This window comes from Trichocoleus desertorum AS-A10 (assembly GCF_039962155.1).
Classification (GTDB): domain Bacteria; phylum Cyanobacteriota; class Cyanobacteriia; order FACHB-46; family FACHB-46; genus Trichocoleus.
Genome location: NZ_JAMPKN010000013.1, coordinates 129,817 through 148,226 on the forward strand (window position 1 = coordinate 129,817; position 18,410 = coordinate 148,226).

The 18,410-nt window shown below is 47.7% G+C and carries 12 protein-coding genes; 8 read left to right on the plus strand and 4 right to left on the minus strand.

The window, feature by feature from the left end; translation table 11 throughout:
• The first annotated feature begins 112 nt into the window (after window positions 1-112).
• From NDA01_RS17775 to NDA01_RS17785, 3 genes are read left to right on the plus strand one after another with little or no spacing between them, the layout of a single operon-like run.
• On the plus strand, window positions 113-1,108 hold the full coding sequence (locus NDA01_RS17775; RefSeq protein WP_348228987.1) for a glycosyltransferase: 996 nt from the start codon (window positions 113-115) through the stop codon (window positions 1,106-1,108).
• A 34-nt stretch (window positions 1,109-1,142) separates the two neighbouring features.
• Complete coding sequence (locus NDA01_RS17780) at window positions 1,143-2,129, plus strand: glycosyltransferase (RefSeq protein ID WP_348228988.1); 987 nt, start codon at window positions 1,143-1,145, stop codon at window positions 2,127-2,129.
• A gap of 13 nt (window positions 2,130-2,142) precedes the next feature.
• Complete coding sequence (locus tag NDA01_RS17785) at window positions 2,143-3,138, plus strand: glycosyltransferase (RefSeq protein WP_348228989.1); 996 nt, start codon at window positions 2,143-2,145, stop codon at window positions 3,136-3,138.
• A 92-nt stretch (window positions 3,139-3,230) separates the two neighbouring features.
• Here the strand turns inward: NDA01_RS17785 and clpB are convergent, their stop codons facing one another.
• The 3 genes from clpB to gloA all read right to left on the minus strand — a co-directional run bounded on the left by clpB (window position 3,231) and on the right by gloA (window position 8,276).
• Window positions 3,231-5,897 carry an ATP-dependent chaperone ClpB gene (gene clpB / locus NDA01_RS17790; protein WP_348228990.1) on the minus strand — a complete coding sequence of 889 codons (2,667 nt, stop codon included), beginning with the start codon at window positions 5,895-5,897 and terminating at the stop codon, window positions 3,231-3,233.
• A 77-nt stretch (window positions 5,898-5,974) separates the two neighbouring features.
• Window positions 5,975-7,696: an iron uptake porin gene (locus NDA01_RS17795; protein WP_348228991.1), complete on the minus strand. Its 1,722-nt coding sequence runs from the start codon at window positions 7,694-7,696 to the stop codon at window positions 5,975-5,977.
• A 142-nt stretch (window positions 7,697-7,838) separates the two neighbouring features.
• On the minus strand, window positions 7,839-8,276 hold the full coding sequence (gene gloA, locus NDA01_RS17800; protein ID WP_348228992.1) for a lactoylglutathione lyase: 438 nt from the start codon (window positions 8,274-8,276) through the stop codon (window positions 7,839-7,841).
• A gap of 241 nt (window positions 8,277-8,517) precedes the next feature.
• Here gloA and eno point away from each other — a divergent pair, with 241 nt between their 5' ends.
• Both eno and NDA01_RS17810 read left to right on the plus strand, forming a co-directional pair.
• Window positions 8,518-9,807, plus strand: coding sequence for a phosphopyruvate hydratase (eno, locus tag NDA01_RS17805; RefSeq protein ID WP_348228993.1), 1,290 nt, complete (start codon window positions 8,518-8,520; stop codon window positions 9,805-9,807).
• A gap of 515 nt (window positions 9,808-10,322) precedes the next feature.
• The gene (locus NDA01_RS17810; protein WP_348228994.1) at window positions 10,323-13,961 is read left to right on the plus strand and encodes an EAL domain-containing protein; all 3,639 of its coding nucleotides are present in this window, start codon (window positions 10,323-10,325) and stop codon (window positions 13,959-13,961) included.
• 29 nt (window positions 13,962-13,990) lie between these two features.
• On the opposite strand, the gene pheS is transcribed toward NDA01_RS17810, so the two are convergent.
• A complete protein-coding gene (gene pheS / locus NDA01_RS17815; protein ID WP_348228995.1) occupies window positions 13,991-14,992 on the minus strand; it encodes a phenylalanine--tRNA ligase subunit alpha in 1,002 nt (333 codons plus the stop codon).
• A 241-nt stretch (window positions 14,993-15,233) separates the two neighbouring features.
• Between pheS and surE the strand changes: the two genes are divergently transcribed.
• The 3 genes from surE (at window position 15,234) to NDA01_RS17830 (ending at window position 18,328) form a co-directional block, all read left to right on the plus strand.
• Window positions 15,234-16,046, plus strand: a complete 813-nt coding sequence (gene surE / locus NDA01_RS17820; RefSeq protein WP_348228996.1) for a 5'/3'-nucleotidase SurE — start codon at window positions 15,234-15,236, stop codon at window positions 16,044-16,046.
• A 238-nt stretch (window positions 16,047-16,284) separates the two neighbouring features.
• Window positions 16,285-17,196 carry an MBL fold metallo-hydrolase gene (locus tag NDA01_RS17825; protein WP_348228997.1) on the plus strand — a complete coding sequence of 304 codons (912 nt, stop codon included), beginning with the start codon at window positions 16,285-16,287 and terminating at the stop codon, window positions 17,194-17,196.
• Window positions 17,197-17,275: 79 nt separating this feature from the next.
• Window positions 17,276-18,328: a bifunctional riboflavin kinase/FAD synthetase gene (locus NDA01_RS17830; protein WP_348228998.1), complete on the plus strand. Its 1,053-nt coding sequence runs from the start codon at window positions 17,276-17,278 to the stop codon at window positions 18,326-18,328.
• Window positions 18,329-18,410: the final 82 nt, after the last annotated feature.

The window sequence follows — 18,410 nt, forward strand, 5'->3', positions numbered from 1 at the left end:
CTTTAGTTTAGATTTAGGATTTCTAGCTTCAATTTGTGCGGATTACCGAACCAAACTCATAAAAACCGAACTCATAAAGCAATTTTTTAGAGTCAGTACTCTCTAAACTACTATGCCTCTAGTTTCTGTAATCATCCCAGCGTACAACGCTGAAACAACAGTTCAAGAAACCATTGAATCTGTTTTGGGACAGTCCTTGCAGGATTTTGAGCTAATCATCGTCAATGACGGCTCTACAGACAGAACGTTACAGGTAATTGAGAGTATCGCTGATCCTCGGATTAAAGTTCTTTCCTACCCTAATGCAGGCGCTGCCGTTAGCCGTAATCGTGGCTTTGCCCACGCCACTGGTGAGTTTGTAGCTTTTTTAGATGCGGATGATCTTTGGACTCCTGAAAAACTAGAAGCTCAATGGAAAGCTTTGCAAGAAAACCCAAACGCACAAGTCGCTTATAGTTGGACAGATGTAATTGATCAGTCAGGTCAATGGTTAGGCCAAGGAGACTATACAGTCGCCAACGGTAACGTATATGCCAAACTTTTATTATGCTGCTTCATAGTTAGCGGCTCCAACACACTAATTCGGCGTGAAGCCTATGTTGCAGTTGGCGGCTTTGATGAGTCGTTGACTGCTAGTCAAGATTTCGATCTCTATTTACGGTTAGCAGCTCGTTATCAGTTTGTAGCCGTAACAGCAGCGCATGTTTTATACAGATTCTCTTCCAATTCTATGTGTACTAATATTCGCAGAATGGAAGAAACTAGCTTAGCTGTGAGAGAGAGGGCCTTTAATCAAGCTCCCGAACCGCTATCCTTATCTCTCAAGCAACACAGTATTGCTAATTTTTATAAATGTGCTCTTTTCAGAATTATGAACGAACCTCTTAGTAGAAAGAGAGGATTGGAAATTGCTTGGCTTCTTTGGAATGCTATTAACTATGATCCTACCTTAATGCGGAAAAGAATTGTGCTAAAGATAGTACTCAATATTTTAATTATTACTGTTTTACCCTCTAAATACGCCAAATTTATACTTTCAAAAGTTAGAGGGCTATCTAATCCTAGACCTCTGCTAGGCTATGTGCGTATAGATTTAGAGGGTTTGTAGTAAATCTCTAAATAGATAAGGGAGGTAAACTAAAATGCCTACTGTTTCTGTGATCATCCCGGTTTATAACGGAGAAAAAACTATTAAAGAAACAATTGAGACTGTTTTAATACAGGATTTTATAGACTTTGAACTTATTGTCATCGATGATGGCTCTCAAGACTCAACTTTGGCGGTTATCTCTACTGTCATAGATCCCCGAATACGAATTTTTTCTTATCAAAAGGCTGGTCTGTCAGCTAGTAGAAACCGTGGTTTTTCTCATTCTTGTGGTAGGTATATTGCTTTTTTGGATGCTGATGACTTATGGACCCCAGATAAGTTAAGTAAGCAATTAAAGGCACTGGAAGACCATCCTCATGCAGCAGTGGCTTATAGTTGGACTAACTTCATTGATGAGTTTGGTGATTTCATACGAATAGGCAGTCGCATTGCAATGACTGGTAACATATATCCTAATCTTCTCCTCGCAAATTTCTTAGAGAGTGGCTCTAACGCTTTAGTTTGCAGGCATGCTCTCGCGGAAGTTGGTGGTTTCAATGAATCTCTTCGTGCTGCTGAAGACTGGGAAATGTGGCTGAGGTTGTCTCAGAAGTACGATTTTGTAGCGGTACCACATCCACATGTTCTATATCGACTTTCGACTCATTCAATGTCAACTAATGTTTTGCAGCAGGAGGCCGCTTGTGTGCAGGTGATAGAACAAGCTTTTAGTAAAGCTCCTGCTTCTTTGCAAAATCTAAAAAGATGTAGCACCTCTAACTTATACAAATATCTTACTTACAGATCTTTGGAGGGTTATCCAAAGCGAACTATAAGTTTTTTGGCTATTCAATACCTTGGAAAAGCTATATGGTACAGCCCCAATTTATTTTTTTTTAAGATTGGCGTGAAAGTCCTATTGAAAGTGATGTTGATAATAATATTACCCTCTAAAGGCTCTCGGTTTCTAATAACTAAATACAAAAAGATTTTTAATACTAGTTCCTTGTTAAGTAAAATTCAAGTTCAGAAGTCCTAAGCCGCAATCGATTATGGATCAACTCATTGGCATGCCACTGGTTTCTATTATCATTCCAGTCTATAACGGTGAAAAGACAATTCAAGAGACCATTAACTCTGTCTTGGCTCAAACCTTTTCCGATTTTGAGTTGATTGTAATTAATGATGGTTCTCAGGATAAAACCCTAGAAGTTGTTTCTGAGATTCAAGATCCTCGGATCAAGGTATTTTCATATCCAAATGCAGGTCTTTCTGCGACTCGAAATCGCGGAATCTCGCACTCTCAAGGACAATTTATTGCTTTCTTGGATGCCGATGATTTATGGACAGCAGATAAGATAGAAGCTCAACTAAAAGCGTTGCAAGACAATCCAGAGGCAGGTTTAGCTTACAGCTGGAGCGATTTTGTGGATGAATCTAGCCAGTTTCTGCATATCGGCAGGCGTTTGACCTGGGATGGTGATGTTCACAGAAAAATACTAGTTATTAACTTTTTGGAACACGGATCTAACCCACTCATTCGTCGAGAAGCTTTAAAGGTAATAGGAAATTTTGATGAGTCTCTTTCCGCTGCTGAAGACTGGGATATGTGGATACGACTCGCAGCTAAATATTCTTTTGTAGTGGTACCAGTTCCACAGATTTTATATCGGGTTTCTGCAAACTCTCTCTCTACTAATATAGATAAACTGGAGGCAGCGTGCCTAACAGTAATTGAACGAGCCTTCGGTCAAGTGCCAAAGGAACTACGATCGCTCAAGAAGCGTAGTTTGAGCGAAATCTACAAGTACTTAACCTTTAAGTGTTTGGAGGGCCAACCTACCCAACAAAAAAGTTTGCAGGCTGCTCGCTATTTCTGGCGATCGGTCACTACGGATAGCTCTATCATGACTCAATCAAGAGTCGTAGTTATTGTTCTCTTTAAAGTTTTGGTCGGTGTGCTGCTACCCACCCAGCTTTCCCAAAGTTTAATTAATAGTAGTAAAAAGGTATACCGAAGGTATAAACATCTTTTGCCTCTAACGTAAGGTGCGCTCTAACTTCCACAAAAGCTCAAAACCTATCAATCTTTTGCAGTAGAAACAGACTTCTTGAGCTGGAATTAGGGGTACTAATAGCTTCAATCTTTTTTGGAGAAGATTGGCTCCAGTTCTGATACTTTCGTTTCATTCTTGGATTCAAAAGTTAAGTTGCCCCTCTGATAATCAATGGTGATTGTATCTCCTTCAACAAAAGCGCTTTCAAGAATTTTGTTAGCGATCGGATTTTCAAGTTCTCGCTGAATAGCACGCTTGAGGGGACGAGCACCATAAACGGGATCGTAGCCTGTATCTGCAATATAATTTTGTGCTGCTTCTGTAAGTTCTAGCGTGATTTTTTGATCAGATAGAAGTTTTTGAATCCGTTTGATCTGAATACCGACGATTTGGCGCAGTTCACCAAGATTGAGCGGATGGAACAGAATGATGTCATCCACGCGGTTGAGGAATTCGGGGCGGAAGTGCGATCGCAGTGCTTGCAAGACTAGAACCCGCATCTGTTCGTACTTAGAGTCATCTCCAGAAACATCTAAAATGTGATCGCTGCCGATGTTGCTGGTCATGACAATCACGGTGTTGCGGAAGTCCACTAATCTGCCTTGGGAATCGGTAATGCGACCATCATCGAGTACTTGTAGCAAGATATTAAACACATCTGGATGCGCTTTTTCAACTTCATCAAGCAGCACTAAAGAGTATGGATGCCGTCGAACTGCTTCGGATAATTGTCCCCCTTCTTCGTAGCCAACGTAACCTGGAGGCGCACCAACCAATCGAGAGACTGAGTGCTTCTCCATGTACTCTGACATGTCTAGGCGCACTAAGGCATCATCGGTGTCAAACAAAGATTGAGCTAAGGCGCGAGCCAGTTCAGTTTTACCAACCCCAGTGGGTCCCATGAAGAGGAAAGAACCAATCGGACGACCAGGATCTTTCATCCCTGCCCTAGCTCGACGAATTGCTGAGGACACTGACTCCACCGCTTCATCCTGGCCTACAACTCGTTGGTGCAAGTAGGACTCTAGCTGGAGCAGTTTTTGCCGCTCTGATTCTAGGAGACGGTTAACAGGGATGCCAGTCCACTTGGCGACAATCTCAGCAATATCAGCATCGGTGACTTGCTCTCGCAAGAGGCCAGAGCCACGAGATTGAATCTCTAGGAGTTGCGCTTCTTTAGCTTCGCGATCGCGTTGCACCGATTCTAAACGACCATACTTCAGTTGAGCCGCCTTATTGAGGTCATAAGCTCGCTCTGCCTGCTCAATTTGGACTCTGAGTTGGTCTTCCTCCATCTTCAGAGCTTTGATGCCTTCTAGGGCTTCTTTCTCGGTTTGCCATTGACCAGAAAGCTGTTGCTGTTTTTCACTCAGTTCTGTAATTTCTTGCTCAATTCGGGTTAGGCGTTCCCGTGACGTTCGATAGCCGCCTGCGATCGCGCGTTGGCCTTCATTTTCTAAAGACAGTTTCTCCATCTCTAGCTGCATCAAACGCCGATCAATTGCTTCTAACTCGACGGGCTTGGAAGTGATTTCCATCCGGAGCTTGGCCGCAGCTTCATCGATCAAGTCGATTGCTTTATCGGGTAAGAAGCGATCGGCAATGTAGCGATCGGACAAAGTTGCCGCTGCGACCAAAGCAGCATCAGTGATTTTGACCCCACCATGGTGAGTTTCGTAGCGATCTTTAAGGCCACGCAGGATAGAAATGGTGTCTTCTACGCTAGGCTGATTGACTACAACCTGCTGGAAACGCCGTTCCAGAGCTGCATCTTTCTCGATGTATTTACGGTACTCATCGAGCGTGGTGGCCCCAATACAGCGCAATTCTCCCCGCGCTAGCATTGGCTTGAGCAAGTTGCCCGCATCCATGGTGCCTTGGCTGGCTCCAGTGCCGACTACGGTGTGGAGCTCATCAATGAAGAGGACAATCTGTCCGTCGGAGTCCATGACTTCGCGCAACACGGCCCGCAGACGGTCTTCAAATTCGCCGCGATACTTGGCTCCTGCAATCAAGCTGCCCATGTCGAGCGAAATTAGCTTGCGGTTTTTCAGGGATTCTGGCACATCGCCGTTGACAATGCGCTGAGCTAGCCCTTCTGCGATCGCCGTTTTACCAACGCCGGGTTCCCCAATCAGGACAGGGTTGTTCTTGGTGCGGCGTGATAGTACTTGAACCACTCGACGAATCTCGTCATCGCGACCAATTACAGGATCTAACTTGCCCGATTTCGCTTGTTCTGTCAGGTCTTGACCATATTTCTCTAGGGCAGCGTAGCGAGACTCAGGGCTTTGATCTGTGACTTTTTGGCTGCCTCGAACCGTCTTGATTACGGTTTCTAGTTGCTTGGCATCCAGATTGACTGCTTTGAGCAAGCGCCGACCAATGCGTTCGTCTTCGGCAAAGCCAATGAGTAGGTGCTCAACTGAGATGAAACCATCTTGCCAGGATTCTCGTGTGGCTTCGGCCCGGTCAGTTAGCAAATCTAGCCCCCGACCTAGATAAAGTTGCCCATCATCTGTAACGCGGGGTTGGCGTTGGGCAAATTCTTCTAATTGCAGAAGGAGTCGGGCTGAATCCACACCCGCGCGATCAAACACTTTGCTCGCCAGTCCATCCTGCTGCAAGAGAGCAACGACTAAATGCTCCACCTCTAGCTGTTGGTGTTTGAAGCGACGGGCCACTTCCTGAGATTTAACGATCGCTTCCCAGGCTTTGTCAGTGAATTTGCTAGAGTCGGTGGGCTGCATGTTCTAAAAAGAATTCCTGTGAAAAGGCTTGTCCCCAGACGTTTAGTATAACAACCTGCCCTATGCCATCTCACCTGCTAAAAGGTGAAGACAGTCCGGAGCGTACTCTGCCAAATGTCAGGATTCGTAGCGTTGTTATTAGGATTAGTCACGAGCATGAAAGTGGGTGTGACACTAAAATGCTCATTGATGGAGAGATTGTAGAACAATTCAAAATTGGTTTGCGTAGCATCTCCCAAGTTGCTAGTGATGAAAGGCTGACCCACAGCAGCCCCAGCCAATGAACCTGGAATCACAAGATTGCGAAATACGACTCCCAAGGCCCAGGTTTGAGGATGAAGATCTAAGTTTTGGGCTAAAACCGAATTAAACCCCTGGTACGACCCGAAGCCATAACGGCCAAACACCGCGACTGTTCGATCAAGAGCCCAGTGGGCGTTGATCCCAGCCGCTTCAATCTGAGTGTCGTTGAGGGTAGCACTTGTATATTGCAACTGGACACTGCTAGTAGAATTAATCGAATACTCCAACTCCACGCTACCTTGATTGCGATCGCCAAATAAACCGCCTTGTTGTGGGTTGTCGCCATCCGCTGCGGCATAGAGCGATCGCAGTGCCCATGAATCAGAGAGTTGCCAATCTAAGGCAATACCAGCACCCCCAAAGCGGTCAATCTGGTTTTGCACAATCAAAGGATTATTGACGAAAAAGCCAGAGCTAAAATCAATGCCTGAGTTGTTGGCGAAGGGATTGCGATCAATAAAATCGCTAGGCACGATTTTGGGGCCAATACTGACAGCCAAATTCGGTTGAGGCCGAAACGTGTAGTAAAGCTTACGTATCCGAGGCGTCTCAGTCACTTCGGCGTACTCTACTCCCCCAGCATCAGCTAATAGACCTGTGGTTCCCAGCAAATTTTGATCGCGATTGTGCACTTCACCGATCGCATCAGTTCTACCGTTGCCCATTTCTAGTTGGGTTAACAGCAGGGCATCGGGTTGCAGAGTGGTTAATAAATCTAGCCGCACCCGCGAAACCAACTCCAGTGAGGCTTGAGTTCCTATTGTGGGCGCAAAAATGGCTTGGCCTTGCAGTTTGGTCGTGGTCGAGAACTGATTGGCTTCCAACTCGCTCGTGCGCCCATCTAAATCAGCTAAGCGATCGCGCAAATCATTCAAAGCTGGACTGAAGGTACTCTGAAGCTGCCGTAAGGTCTCAATATCCTCCGGGTCTAGGTCGCTAGTTTGATTGGTAGTAATTAAGTCATTAACCTTGACAAAAACAGCATTGAGAACGGCGGCAAACTCGTAGCGAGTGAGCGCTTGCTGTCCTCGGAAGGTGCCATCTGAATAACCTGTGACTACGCCATAGCGCTCAACCAAAGATTTCAGGGCTTGATAGGCCCAGTCAGTCGGCTGCACATCTGACAGCTCTGACACAGAATTGACTTGAGCCATCGCAGAGTCATCTGTCGCTAACCTATCGGCCACAGGTGCGGTTGGATTAGAGAAACTTGAGGGCAACTGAGCAATTGACTGAGTGAATTTAGCGGGGGCGATCGCTGGATCATGCGCAAATTCTAGTAGCGTTGAGCCATTTTCAATTTCAGCTTTCGCTAGAGCAGCAGAGTTAAAAATGTCAACTCTAGATGGGAGCCGCAGAGGTGGCGAAAGTGTATCAACGGCTAAATCTAAAGATGAATTTGAGCTATGAGGTAATTCAGCCTCAGCCTTCAGCGAAAATTGTGCTAGAAGACTAAGGCTGCCAAGACCTCCAGCGACCCAATTGATTCTCCTCACTCTGCCACTCCTTCAAAGGGTTGCTATTCAGGAAGTTCTAGAACAGCAACTAAAAACCGGAACTTGACGTTGACCTTTAGCTGACCTTTACAGGTTGTTGACTCGTTATTTAGGCAAGGGAAGACCGCATCCCGCCAGGTATCTAGTGAGCTGTAGTCGCAGGTTCCGTGGTTTGATGTGCCGACGCTGCGTTCTGCGCCGCTAGTTGAATTAATTCAACTTTGTAACCACTAGGATCTTCGACAAAAGCAATCACGGTGGAGCCATGTTTCATCGGGCCTGGCTCGCGCACCACCTTACCGCCACGCTCCTTGATGGTGTTGCAGGTGGCATAAATATCATCCACACCAATGGCAATATGGCCATAAGCATCACCGAGATTGTATTGCTCTACTCCCCAGTTGTGAGTCAGCTCAATCACTGTATGGTCAATTTCGTCACCGTAGCCCACGAAGGCTAGCGTAAATTGGCCACCAGGATAGTCTTTACGACGCAGCAACTTCATGCCTAAGATGTCGCAATAGAATCTGAGTGATTCTTCCAAGTGGCCAACCCGGAGCATCGTGTGGAGTAGTCGCATAATTCTTTTCCCTGCTTCACATTTTTTATTCAAGCACTCAGCGGAATCTTTAGCAGATCCGTAAGTAAAACTACCAGTCTAAAATCCAGACCTCTCTAAGATCACTCTTGGGTGTCCGTTTGGACGTATTCTAACAATCGGGCTGTTTGCCATTTTAGGCTGAGCGCCAGCGGGTGAATCGTGAACATACCGCCCGGTTGAGGCCAGTTGCAATTCTGCTTATTCAGAGGGTACAGAGGGAATGATTGATACGCCAGAGACCGCCATTTACTCCATTCGGGCTCGCGAAATTCTAGATTCACGCGGACGCCCAACCATTGAAGCGGAAGTGTATCTGGAGAATGGTGCTGTTGGAGTTGCACAGGTTCCCAGTGGTGCTTCAACAGGGAGCTTCGAGGCGCATGAATTACGCGATGGGGACTCAAGCCGTTACGGCGGCAAGGGCGTACAGAAAGCAGTGCAAAACGTGGTGGAAGAAATTGCCCCTCGCTTGATCGGTTGCAATGCCCTAAATCAAGAAGCGATCGATCGCGCCATGATTGACCTAGATGGCTCGCAAAATAAAGCCAATCTGGGCGCAAATGCCATCTTAGGGGTCTCTCTCGCTACAGCTAAAGCGGGTGCCGAAGCTCTAGGTCTACCGCTCTACCGTTACTTGGGCGGGCCACTCGCGAACTTGCTGCCTGTGCCTCTGATGAACGTGATTAATGGGGGGGCGCACGCAGACAACAATGTGGACATTCAGGAATTCATGATTGTCCCGATTGGGGCTTCTTCATTTCGTGAAGCTTTGCGCTGGGGAGCAGAAGTGTTCTCCTCGCTCAGTAACGTCTTAAAGGCTCAGGGATTGTTAACTGGGGTAGGGGATGAAGGTGGTTTTGCTCCTAACCTAGCGTCCAATCAGGCGGCTTTAGATTTATTGATAGCCGCGATCGAGAAAGCGGGTTACAAGCCTGGAGAGCAAGTAGCATTGGCGCTGGATGTAGCTGCGAGCGAACTCTACAAAGACGGCCAGTACGTCTATGATGGCGCTGCCCATACTCCAGCTGAGATGGTTGATTATCTGGCTAAGTTGGCAGGTCAGTACCCAATCGTCTCGATTGAAGACGGCTTGCATGAAGATGATTGGCAGCATTGGCAGTTGCTAACTCAGAAGTTGGGCGATCGCGTGCAGCTCGTCGGAGATGACTTATTCGTTACCAATCCCACTCGTTTACAGCAGGGGATCGACCAGAAAGCAGGCAATTCGATCTTGATTAAGCTAAATCAAATCGGCTCTTTAACTGAGACGTTGGAAGCGATCGATCTGGCCACCCGGAACAGTTACCGCTCGGTGATCAGCCATCGTTCTGGTGAAACGGAAGATACGACGATCGCGGATTTGGCTGTGGCTGTGCGGGCGGGTCAAATTAAGACGGGATCGCTTTGCCGCAGTGAGCGGGTGGCAAAGTACAACCGTCTACTCCGGATTGAGGATGAGCTGGGTAAGCAAGCGATTTATGCGGGGGCGATTGGCTTAGGGCCTCGGTAAGGAAGTAGGCTCGATCAAGTTATTGGCTTTGAGGGGTTTTGAGGGGTTAGTTGGATTAACTCCTGAGAACCGAACCCTTGGGGGCACCTGCCCCCAAACCCCCGCTGAGGGACGGCTGCGTCCCCCAGCCCCCCTCCAAAAGGGCTTTTTGAGTTAGTGTTTACAATCAAGAGGCATCTTCCTTTCAGTAGGTGGGTGCCTTTTTGCTGAGATTGAGACAAGTTAGGGCAGGGGCGATCGCGGTTCACCTTGCCAAATGCCTCATGTCATCAAAGCCTGACCTAACAGACTTCAGGCTTTATTAGAAATCTCTAAAAAAATATAACGATATTACTTCTTATTCAACTGAAAGCTGCAATTGAAACGGTTTGCAGCCGATGTTTTGTGTAGTTTGTTGCTGACAAGTCTAAATTTTCCCGTTTGAATAGGAGTAGGGTAGGTAAAAAAAATTACACTTATCTAATTTTCTTGGTTCGGGCATTCCAACTCTGGCAGTGAACAGCACTTCTAAAGACATGGTTGAGCAACAAAATTCTGTGGATGCAAGTCAGAGCCTGACCAAGTCAAATTTCCAACTCCACCAGGTTGAGGCAGAAGCTAAACTTCTACAAACCCTTTCGTTAGCCATTAGTGAATCTCCAGATTTGGCGACGGCTTTGCAGGTGGCACTTCAACAGGTATGCGAAGCCACGGGGTGGAGGTATGGAGAAGCTTGGCTCCCCGATCCCACACAAACCAGATTGGAATGTAGTTCGGCTTGGTATAGCGAATCTACTTCACTAGATAAATTTAGAGCACTGAGTCAAGCGATACATTTCCAGCCAGGAGTAGGGTTGCCTGGGCGGGTTTGGGCTAAGCAGAAACCAGAATGGATTCAAGATGTGTCTCAGGAAGCCTCAACGAGCTTTTTGAGGACTGAAATTGCTCTGGAGGCAAAGCTCAAAGCAGGGCTGGCAATGCCTATTTTGGCGAGAGGGGAAGTGGTTGCGGTCTTGATCTTCTTTATGTTTGAAGCTTGCTCCGAAGACCAGCGCCTAGTGGAATTGGTGACTGCTGTAACTGCTCAGTTAGGTGCAATCTTGCAACTTAAGCGAGCCGAAAGAGCCTTGAAAGAGCAACAAGAGTTTTTGCGGCTCGTTTTAGACAACATTCCTCAGTACATTTTTTGGAAGGATACTCAATCTGTTTATCTAGGCTGCAATAAGAGTTGGGCAGAGTTGGCAGGTCTGACCCAACCCGCCGCGGCAATTGGCAAGACTGACGATCAGCTACCTTGGACGCCACCAGAGATTGAGTATTATTTGGAGCAAGACCGACGCATTATCGCAACTGGAGTCCCAGAGCTAGACATTGTTGAATCTAAGCAGCATCAAGATGGCCGCCAAGTCTGGATGCATGTGAATAAATTGCCCATTCATAACGCAGAGGGTCAGGTTATTGGACTATTGGGTCTGATGGAAGACATTACAGAGCGCAAACAAGCCGAGCAATGTCTGCGGGAGAGTGAAGCACGACATCGGGCTATTTCGGGCATGGCCTCTGACTATGTTTACTCAGTCCGGATTGAACCGGACGGCGAATTGGTGACTGAATGGGCCACTGAAGCCTTTTATCGCATCACTGACTACACGCTGGATGAGATAAATGCTTTGGGCGGTTGGGTCAGCTTGATTCACCCAGAAGATTTAGCCTTGACCTACCCTTTTGCCCAGCAGATCTCAGCTAATCAGCCTAGTATTCTGGAATATCGCATTGTGAATAAAGCGGGCGCGATTTGTTGGCTACGTGATTATGCTCGACCAGAATGGGATGCTGAGCAACAACGAGTCGTACGAATTTTAGGAGCAGTCAAAGATATTACTGAGCGCAAGCAAGCTGAGGAAGCCCTACGGCAAGCCGAAGCAAAGTATCGCAGTATTTTTGAAAACGCAGTTGAAGGTATTTTTCAGACCACAACGAATGGGCAATATTTAACTGCCAACCCGATGCTGGCAAAGATTTATGGCTACGATTCCTCAGAAGAGTTGATGGTCACCTTGACGGATATCCAACATCAACTTTATGTCGATCCCAGCAGTCGAGCTGAATTCATGCAGCGGATTCAAACTCAAGAAGCTGTGTGGGGATTTGAGTCTCAGATCTACCGCAAGGACGGCACAATTATTTGGATTTCCGAAAATGCTCGAACCATTCGGGATGACCAAGGCCAACTCATTGGCTACGAAGGGACGGTTGAAAATATCAGTGCTCGTAAACAAGCAGAGGCAGAACTACACAAGCGAGAAAGTCTACTGCAAGGCGTGGCAGAAGCGACTCAGCACCTATTGACCAATCCTAACTGCGACGCCGCGATCGCAGCAGCACTAGCAACTCTAGGCACGGCAGCAGGAGTTGATCGCGTTTATATCTATGAAAATCATCCGCATCCCATTACCGCTGAGGTGGCGATGAGTATGCGATTTGAATGGACTCACGAGGCGATCGCTCCAACAATTCACCAATCCTATTGGCAAAATCAACCTTACCGAGAATCTGGTCTTGGTCGCTGGTACGAAGCTTTATCGACAGGCCAATCGATTAGCGGGATTACTCGTGATTTTCCCCTGGTGGAGCAGAACCTCCTAGAGCGGGATCAAATTCTGGCGATTTTAATGGTACCGATTCTGATTGATCAGCACTTTTGGGGTTACATCGGCTTTGACGACTGTACGACAGAACGCTGCTGGTCGAAGAGTGAAGAATCAATTTTGATTGCAATGGCTGCCAGTATTGGCGGAGCTTTGAAGCGAGAGCAAGCAGCAGCCACAATTCGTTATCAAGCCTTTCACGACTTACTGACTGGGCTACCCAATCGCATTTGCTTCAACAACTGGTTATTGCCATCACTCACGCAAGCGCGGTGCAGTGACAAAAACGTAGCCGTGATGTTTCTGGATTTAGATCGCTTCAAGGCAATCAACGACACTCTAGGGCATGCGGTAGGAGATCAGCTTTTGCAGTTGTCGGCGCAGCGCATTGCCAGTTGTCTACGCGAGGAAGATATTGTGGCTCGTTGGGGCGGCGATGAGTTTACGCTGCTACTGCCAGATTTGAGCTGTCCTGAAGACGCCAGCAGAATTGCCCGACGAGTGCTAGAAGCGCTTAGACCTGCTTTTACCCTGGAGGGACATGAGCTATACATCACTAGCAGCATTGGCATCGCCCTGTATCCGCAAGATGGCGAAGACGTTCCTACGCTCCTAAGAAACGCTGATGCTGCCCTTTATCAAGCCAAAGCCCAAGGACGAAACAACTACCAGTTCTATACTGCGGCTCTTAACGCTCAGGCATCGGCTCGGTTGGAGCTAGAAAGCAATCTCCACCATGCCCTAGAACGGGGAGAGTTTGTAGTCTACTACCAACCGCAAATCAACCTAACCAACCAGCAAATTACTTGCATGGAAGCTTTGGTGCGGTGGCAGCATCCGGAACTGGGGTTACTAGACCCGAAAGCATTTATTCCATTGGCCGAAGAAAATGGTTTAATCGTTGCCATTGGAGAGTGGGTGCTGCGAACCGCTTGTCAGCAAGCAAAGCAATGGCATCAGGCAGGCTTCATGCGATCGCGGGTTTCTGTCAACCTATCAGCGCGGCAATTTCAGCAACCTGAACTGGTCGGAATCGTCGCTCGCACTCTCGCCGAAACTGAGCTTGGGCCAGAATTCTTAGAACTTGAGATTACTGAAACGACCGTCATGCAAAATGCCGACTCTACCTGTGAAGTTTTGCATGACTTAAACAAAATGGGAGTTTCACTGGCGATGGATGATTTTGGCGCGGGTTATTCTTCATTAGGCTATCTGAAGAAATTTCCCCTCCATACACTCAAAATTGATCAGTCTTTCATTCGAGATTTATCGCTGAGTCCCCAGGATGCTGCCATTGTCAGTGCGGTAATTGCTTTAGGGCAGGGGCTAAATCTTAATGTAATTGCCGAGGGAGTCGAAACTCAAGCTCAACTGGAACGGTTGCGATCGCTACAATGCCAGACCATTCAGGGGTACTTGCTCAGTGCTCCTTTAGCAGTCTCAGAAGCCACAGTCTTCTTGCGAAACCATCGGCTGCAATGTCCACCTCCAATGATTTCGCAAGATCGAGTTACTGCTCAAGTCTGAAGCGCTGAGTTTAACGATTATCTATCTGGCTAGAACTGGCGTAAAAATCGCAGATCGCTGTTGTAAAGCCGTCGAATATCGTCAATCTGGTGCAGGACCATCGCTAAACGCTCCACCCCAAAGCCAGCCGCAAAACCCGTGTAAACTTCCGGGTCATAACCGACAGCTTTGAGCACGTTAGGGTCAACCATCCCACAACCCAGAACTTCTAACCAGCGACCTTTCCACTGCACATCTACTTCTGCCGAAGGTTCGGTAAAGGGGAAGAAACTGGGACGAAAACGGATGGGCACATCACCAAACATGGCTTCCAGAAAGACTTTAATTGTGCCTCGGAGATCCGAGAAAGTTAGTCCTTCATCCACTGCCAGAATTTCAATTTGGTGGAAGACGGCAGAGTGAGTTGCATCCACTGTGTCACGACGATACACCCGTCCCGGTACTGCCACGCGGATAGGAGGGTCGTTTTCTTCCATGTAGCGAATTTGCACCGTTGAGGTGTGGGTCCGCAACAAATTTCCATCCGTCAAATACAGCGTATCCTGCATATCCCGAGCGGGATGGTCTGGCTGAAAGTTCAGAGCTTCAAAGTTGTAGTAGTCTGTGTCCATCTCTGGGCCTTGAGCCACGGTGTAGCCCAAACCCGTAAAAATATCTAAGGCGCGATCAATCGTGCTATTCAGCGGGTGCATTCGCCCTTGAGTCCGATACATCCCTGGCATCGTCACATCCAGGGTTTCAGCTTCCAACTGGGCTTGAATTTGAGCTGCTTGTAGTGCTGTGCGCTTAGTATCTAAATCGTTTTGCAAAGCTTCTTTGACTTCATTGGTCAAAGCACCAATCCGAGGACGCTCCTCAGGTGGTAACTTACCCATACCCCCGAGGGCTTGGGAGAGTTGGCCTTTTTTCCCCAGGTACTTGACACGGAGTTGATCTAATTGATCCAGAGTTTCGGCAGTGGCGATCGCCTGTTGCGCTTCTTGGCGCAGCACATCTAATTGGGCTTCCAGATCGCTAGTCTGATGAGTCATGCTAGGGGTTGTTCGTAAAACAATAATCTTGAGCGCAGCGCTTACCCGTGAAACGTTGCTCTACATAATGCCAGTTTAGAGGCTAGCGTTCTGTTTTGGACAAGGTTTTCCCAGGTAGTGTTTCATCAACCGATCGTCAGAATCATCTCTTCGGCTTGTCATTGCAGTTACACAATCTGCGATGTCAGGCACAATCAAAGTCTGGTAGACCATTGACAATACTATTGCGTCGAATTACTCCATGAGACTCCTTGTTAGTAACGACGATGGCATTTATGCCCTCGGCATTCGTAGCCTAGCGAATGGGATGGCTGAGGCAGGTCATGAAGTCACAGTCGTTTGCCCCGATCGAGAGCGATCGGCTACAGGCCACGGCTTAACTTTGCATAGCCCCATCCGAGCAGAAGAAGTTGAATCAGTCTTTCATCCCAGCATTAAAGCTTGGGCTTGTTCGGGCACCCCTTCAGATTGTGTTAAGTTGGCCTTAGGAGCCCTCCTGGACCATCCACCAGATTTTGTGCTCTCCGGCATTAATCACGGCTCTAATCTTGGCACTGATGTGCTCTACTCAGGCACAGTCTCAGCAGCTATGGAAGGGGTGCTCGAAGGAATTCCTAGCATTGCCTTTAGCTTGACCAGCTTTAGCTGTAGAGAATTTCAACCAGCTGTACGCTTCGCCCAAACCTTATTAACCCAACTGACTCAACACCCTTTGCCCAAGCTTGTCCTGCTCAACGTGAACGTACCCGCAGTCACGCAACCAGACATTATGGGTGTTGCCATCACTCGCCAAGGAGTTCGCCGTTACACAGACATTTTTCAGAAACGCCTAGACCCTAGAGGCAAAACTTATTACTGGTTGGCAGGTGAGTTGCTGGAGGATGTCACGGATGAAGTCGATCTCAAGGAGGGCAACGAAGCAATTACGGATGTGCAAGCCATTCGGAACAATTACATTACTGTTACGCCCCTCCAGTACAACTTAACTTCTGTAGACGGGCTCACCAATTTACAGAAGTGGCAACTAAATTTCCCGGACTACCCATCGCTTTAACAGCAGAAATAAAAAGCTACTTGCGGTTCAAAGTTCTGAGTTAAGTGCTGAGAATCTCTTAAAAATAGGGCTTCGATCACTACCAGAGGGAACAATTTTGATTAAGTTGGAATCATAGGGAGTTTCTCCAAACTAAATTATTTATAGATTTCACTGTTCGCAGTATCCAGGGTGAGGTTAGTGAGCCATCGGGCGTGAGAGGACTCCGCATTAATCGGCAATCAAGTTCAGCTAGAGCATGCACAACCAATTTACAGTTAATTTTTGGGGAGTCAGGGGCAGTATTGCTTGCCCTGGATCTGAAACGGTTCGTTACGGCGGCAATACACCTTGCGTTGAAATGCGCATCAATGGTCAGCGCTTGATTTTTGATGGCGGCACTGGCCTCCGGGTTCTAGGGCAAAGCATGTTATCCGCTATGCCTGTAGAAGCCTACATGTTTTTTACGCACTCCCATTGGGACCATATTCAGGGCTTTCCGTTCTTTACCCCTGCCTTTATTAAAGGCAATCGCTTTCATATCTATGGAGCGATCGCCCCAAATGGCTCAGATGTGGAGCAGCGCTTGAATGATCAAATGTTGCATCCCAACTTTCCGGTGCCATTACAAGTGATGGGAGCGGAGCTTGATTTTCAAAGCATTGACGTTGGTCAGCCTCTGCAAATCGACGATATTACGATCGAAAATGCGCCGCTCAATCACCCTGGGGAAGCCATTGGTTATCGGGTTTCTTGGAAAGATCATGCAGTCGCTTACGTCACCGATACGGAGCATTTTCCAGACCGCCTAGATGAGAATGTGCTCTGGTTGGCTAGAGAAGCGGATGTTTTGATTTACGACGCTACTTATACCGACGAAGAATACCACTCACCCAAGACCAGTAAGGTTGGCTGGGGCCATTCCACTTGGCAAGAAGCCGTCAAAATTGCCAAAGCAGCAGGCGTCAAAAAGCTGGTCATCTTCCACCACGACCCAGTCCACAGCGATGATTTCCTTGATCAGGTCGGTGAACAGGTCGCACGAGTTTTTCCGAATAGTCTCATGGCTTGGGAAGGCTTATCAATTCAGATCACTACTGCGGTTACGTTGCCCGAAGCAGAGTTAGCACCAGAATCAGTCGCTGAAGCAACCATCTCTGCCTCCGCTTAACGGCCTCTACTGCGAGACCCCTGAAGTCAGCTAAAATCTTTGCGTTCACAAGCTCTCGCTACGTGTAAAAATGTAAAGCGTGTGGGTTACTTCTTCGCTAACATCCGTCTTAACACCAACCGCTGTTGCCCTAGGAAACTTTGATGGCGTTCATCGAGGGCATCGGCAGGTCATTCAGCCTGTCTTGAATTCCGTTGCATCCGTTCAGCCACTCACAACTTCCTTTTTTAAGGATGATTTGTTTAAGACCGATGAGCCGAACGAGAGTCTGTTGCTCAGTCCTAGCTCAGCGATCGCGGCGGGAACCAATTCTGAACTGCCTTACCCTACAGTCGTCACCTTCAATCCCCACCCTCAAGAATTCTTTTCTGGGCAACCCAGAGCTTTGCTGACTCCCCTAAACGAGAAGGTTTTGCAACTCCAGGCAATGGGGGTTCGTCAGCTTGTACTACTACCGTTCGATCGCGAGTTAGCAGATTTAAGCCCCCAAGCATTCGTCGAAGAAATTCTGGTCCAACGCCTCCAGGCCCAACAAATTAGTGTGGGAGTTGACTTTCGCTTCGGACGGCAACGCGCTGGAACTGCCGCAGATTTACAAGCGATCGCAGCTACGTATGGCATAGCAGTTAGTACGGTGCCACTTTGCACTTGTGCAGACGAGCGAATCAGCAGTTCTAATATTCGTACAGCTTTGCAAGCCGGAGATCTGCAACGAGCCAATCGCCTCTTGGGGCGGCCCTACAGCTTGATGGGTCAGGTTGTATGGGGGCAGCAATTGGGTAGAACGATTGGATTTCCCACCGCTAACCTCCAACTACCACCCGAAAAATTTCTTCCCAGCCACGGAGTCTATGCGGTGCAGGTTCAAAGCTCCACCTTGAGCGGCCTACAGACCCCTTGCTCGGCAGTGATGAATATTGGTCACCGTCCTACAGTGAATGGCATTAGTCGCACTGTCGAAATCCATTTGTTAGATTGGGACGGGGATTTATATGGACAGACGTTGATCGTCAGCTTGAAGCACTTTTTACGTCCGGAGCAAAAGTTTGCTTCCTTAGAGGCGCTAAAGACTCAGATTCAAGCAGATTGCTTATCAGCGCGATCGCTCTTGGCTACTGCACCAAGTGTCTAGGACTAGACTTCTAAGACTCAGTTTTAGGACGGATGCCTAAGCCAATCTCTGAGCGCCAACGTCTATCGATCAGCCCTGAGTG

Bases quoted from the DNA above. Each gene is read 5' to 3' on its own strand.
- surE (WP_348228996.1), top strand. From the start codon at position 15,234: ATGAGACTCCTTGTTAGTAACGACGATGGCATTTATGCCCTCGGCATT.
- clpB (WP_348228990.1), bottom strand. From the start codon at position 5,897: ATGCAGCCCACCGACTCTAGCAAATTCACTGACAAAGCCTGGGAAGCG.
- NDA01_RS17780 (WP_348228988.1), top strand. From the start codon at position 1,143: ATGCCTACTGTTTCTGTGATCATCCCGGTTTATAACGGAGAAAAAACT.
- eno (WP_348228993.1), top strand. From the start codon at position 8,518: ATGATTGATACGCCAGAGACCGCCATTTACTCCATTCGGGCTCGCGAA.
- NDA01_RS17810 (WP_348228994.1), top strand. From the start codon at position 10,323: ATGGTTGAGCAACAAAATTCTGTGGATGCAAGTCAGAGCCTGACCAAG.
- pheS (WP_348228995.1), bottom strand. From the start codon at position 14,992: ATGACTCATCAGACTAGCGATCTGGAAGCCCAATTAGATGTGCTGCGC.
- NDA01_RS17775 (WP_348228987.1), top strand. From the start codon at position 113: ATGCCTCTAGTTTCTGTAATCATCCCAGCGTACAACGCTGAAACAACA.
- NDA01_RS17785 (WP_348228989.1), top strand. From the start codon at position 2,143: ATGGATCAACTCATTGGCATGCCACTGGTTTCTATTATCATTCCAGTC.
- NDA01_RS17825 (WP_348228997.1), top strand. From the start codon at position 16,285: ATGCACAACCAATTTACAGTTAATTTTTGGGGAGTCAGGGGCAGTATT.
- gloA (WP_348228992.1), bottom strand. From the start codon at position 8,276: ATGCGACTACTCCACACGATGCTCCGGGTTGGCCACTTGGAAGAATCA.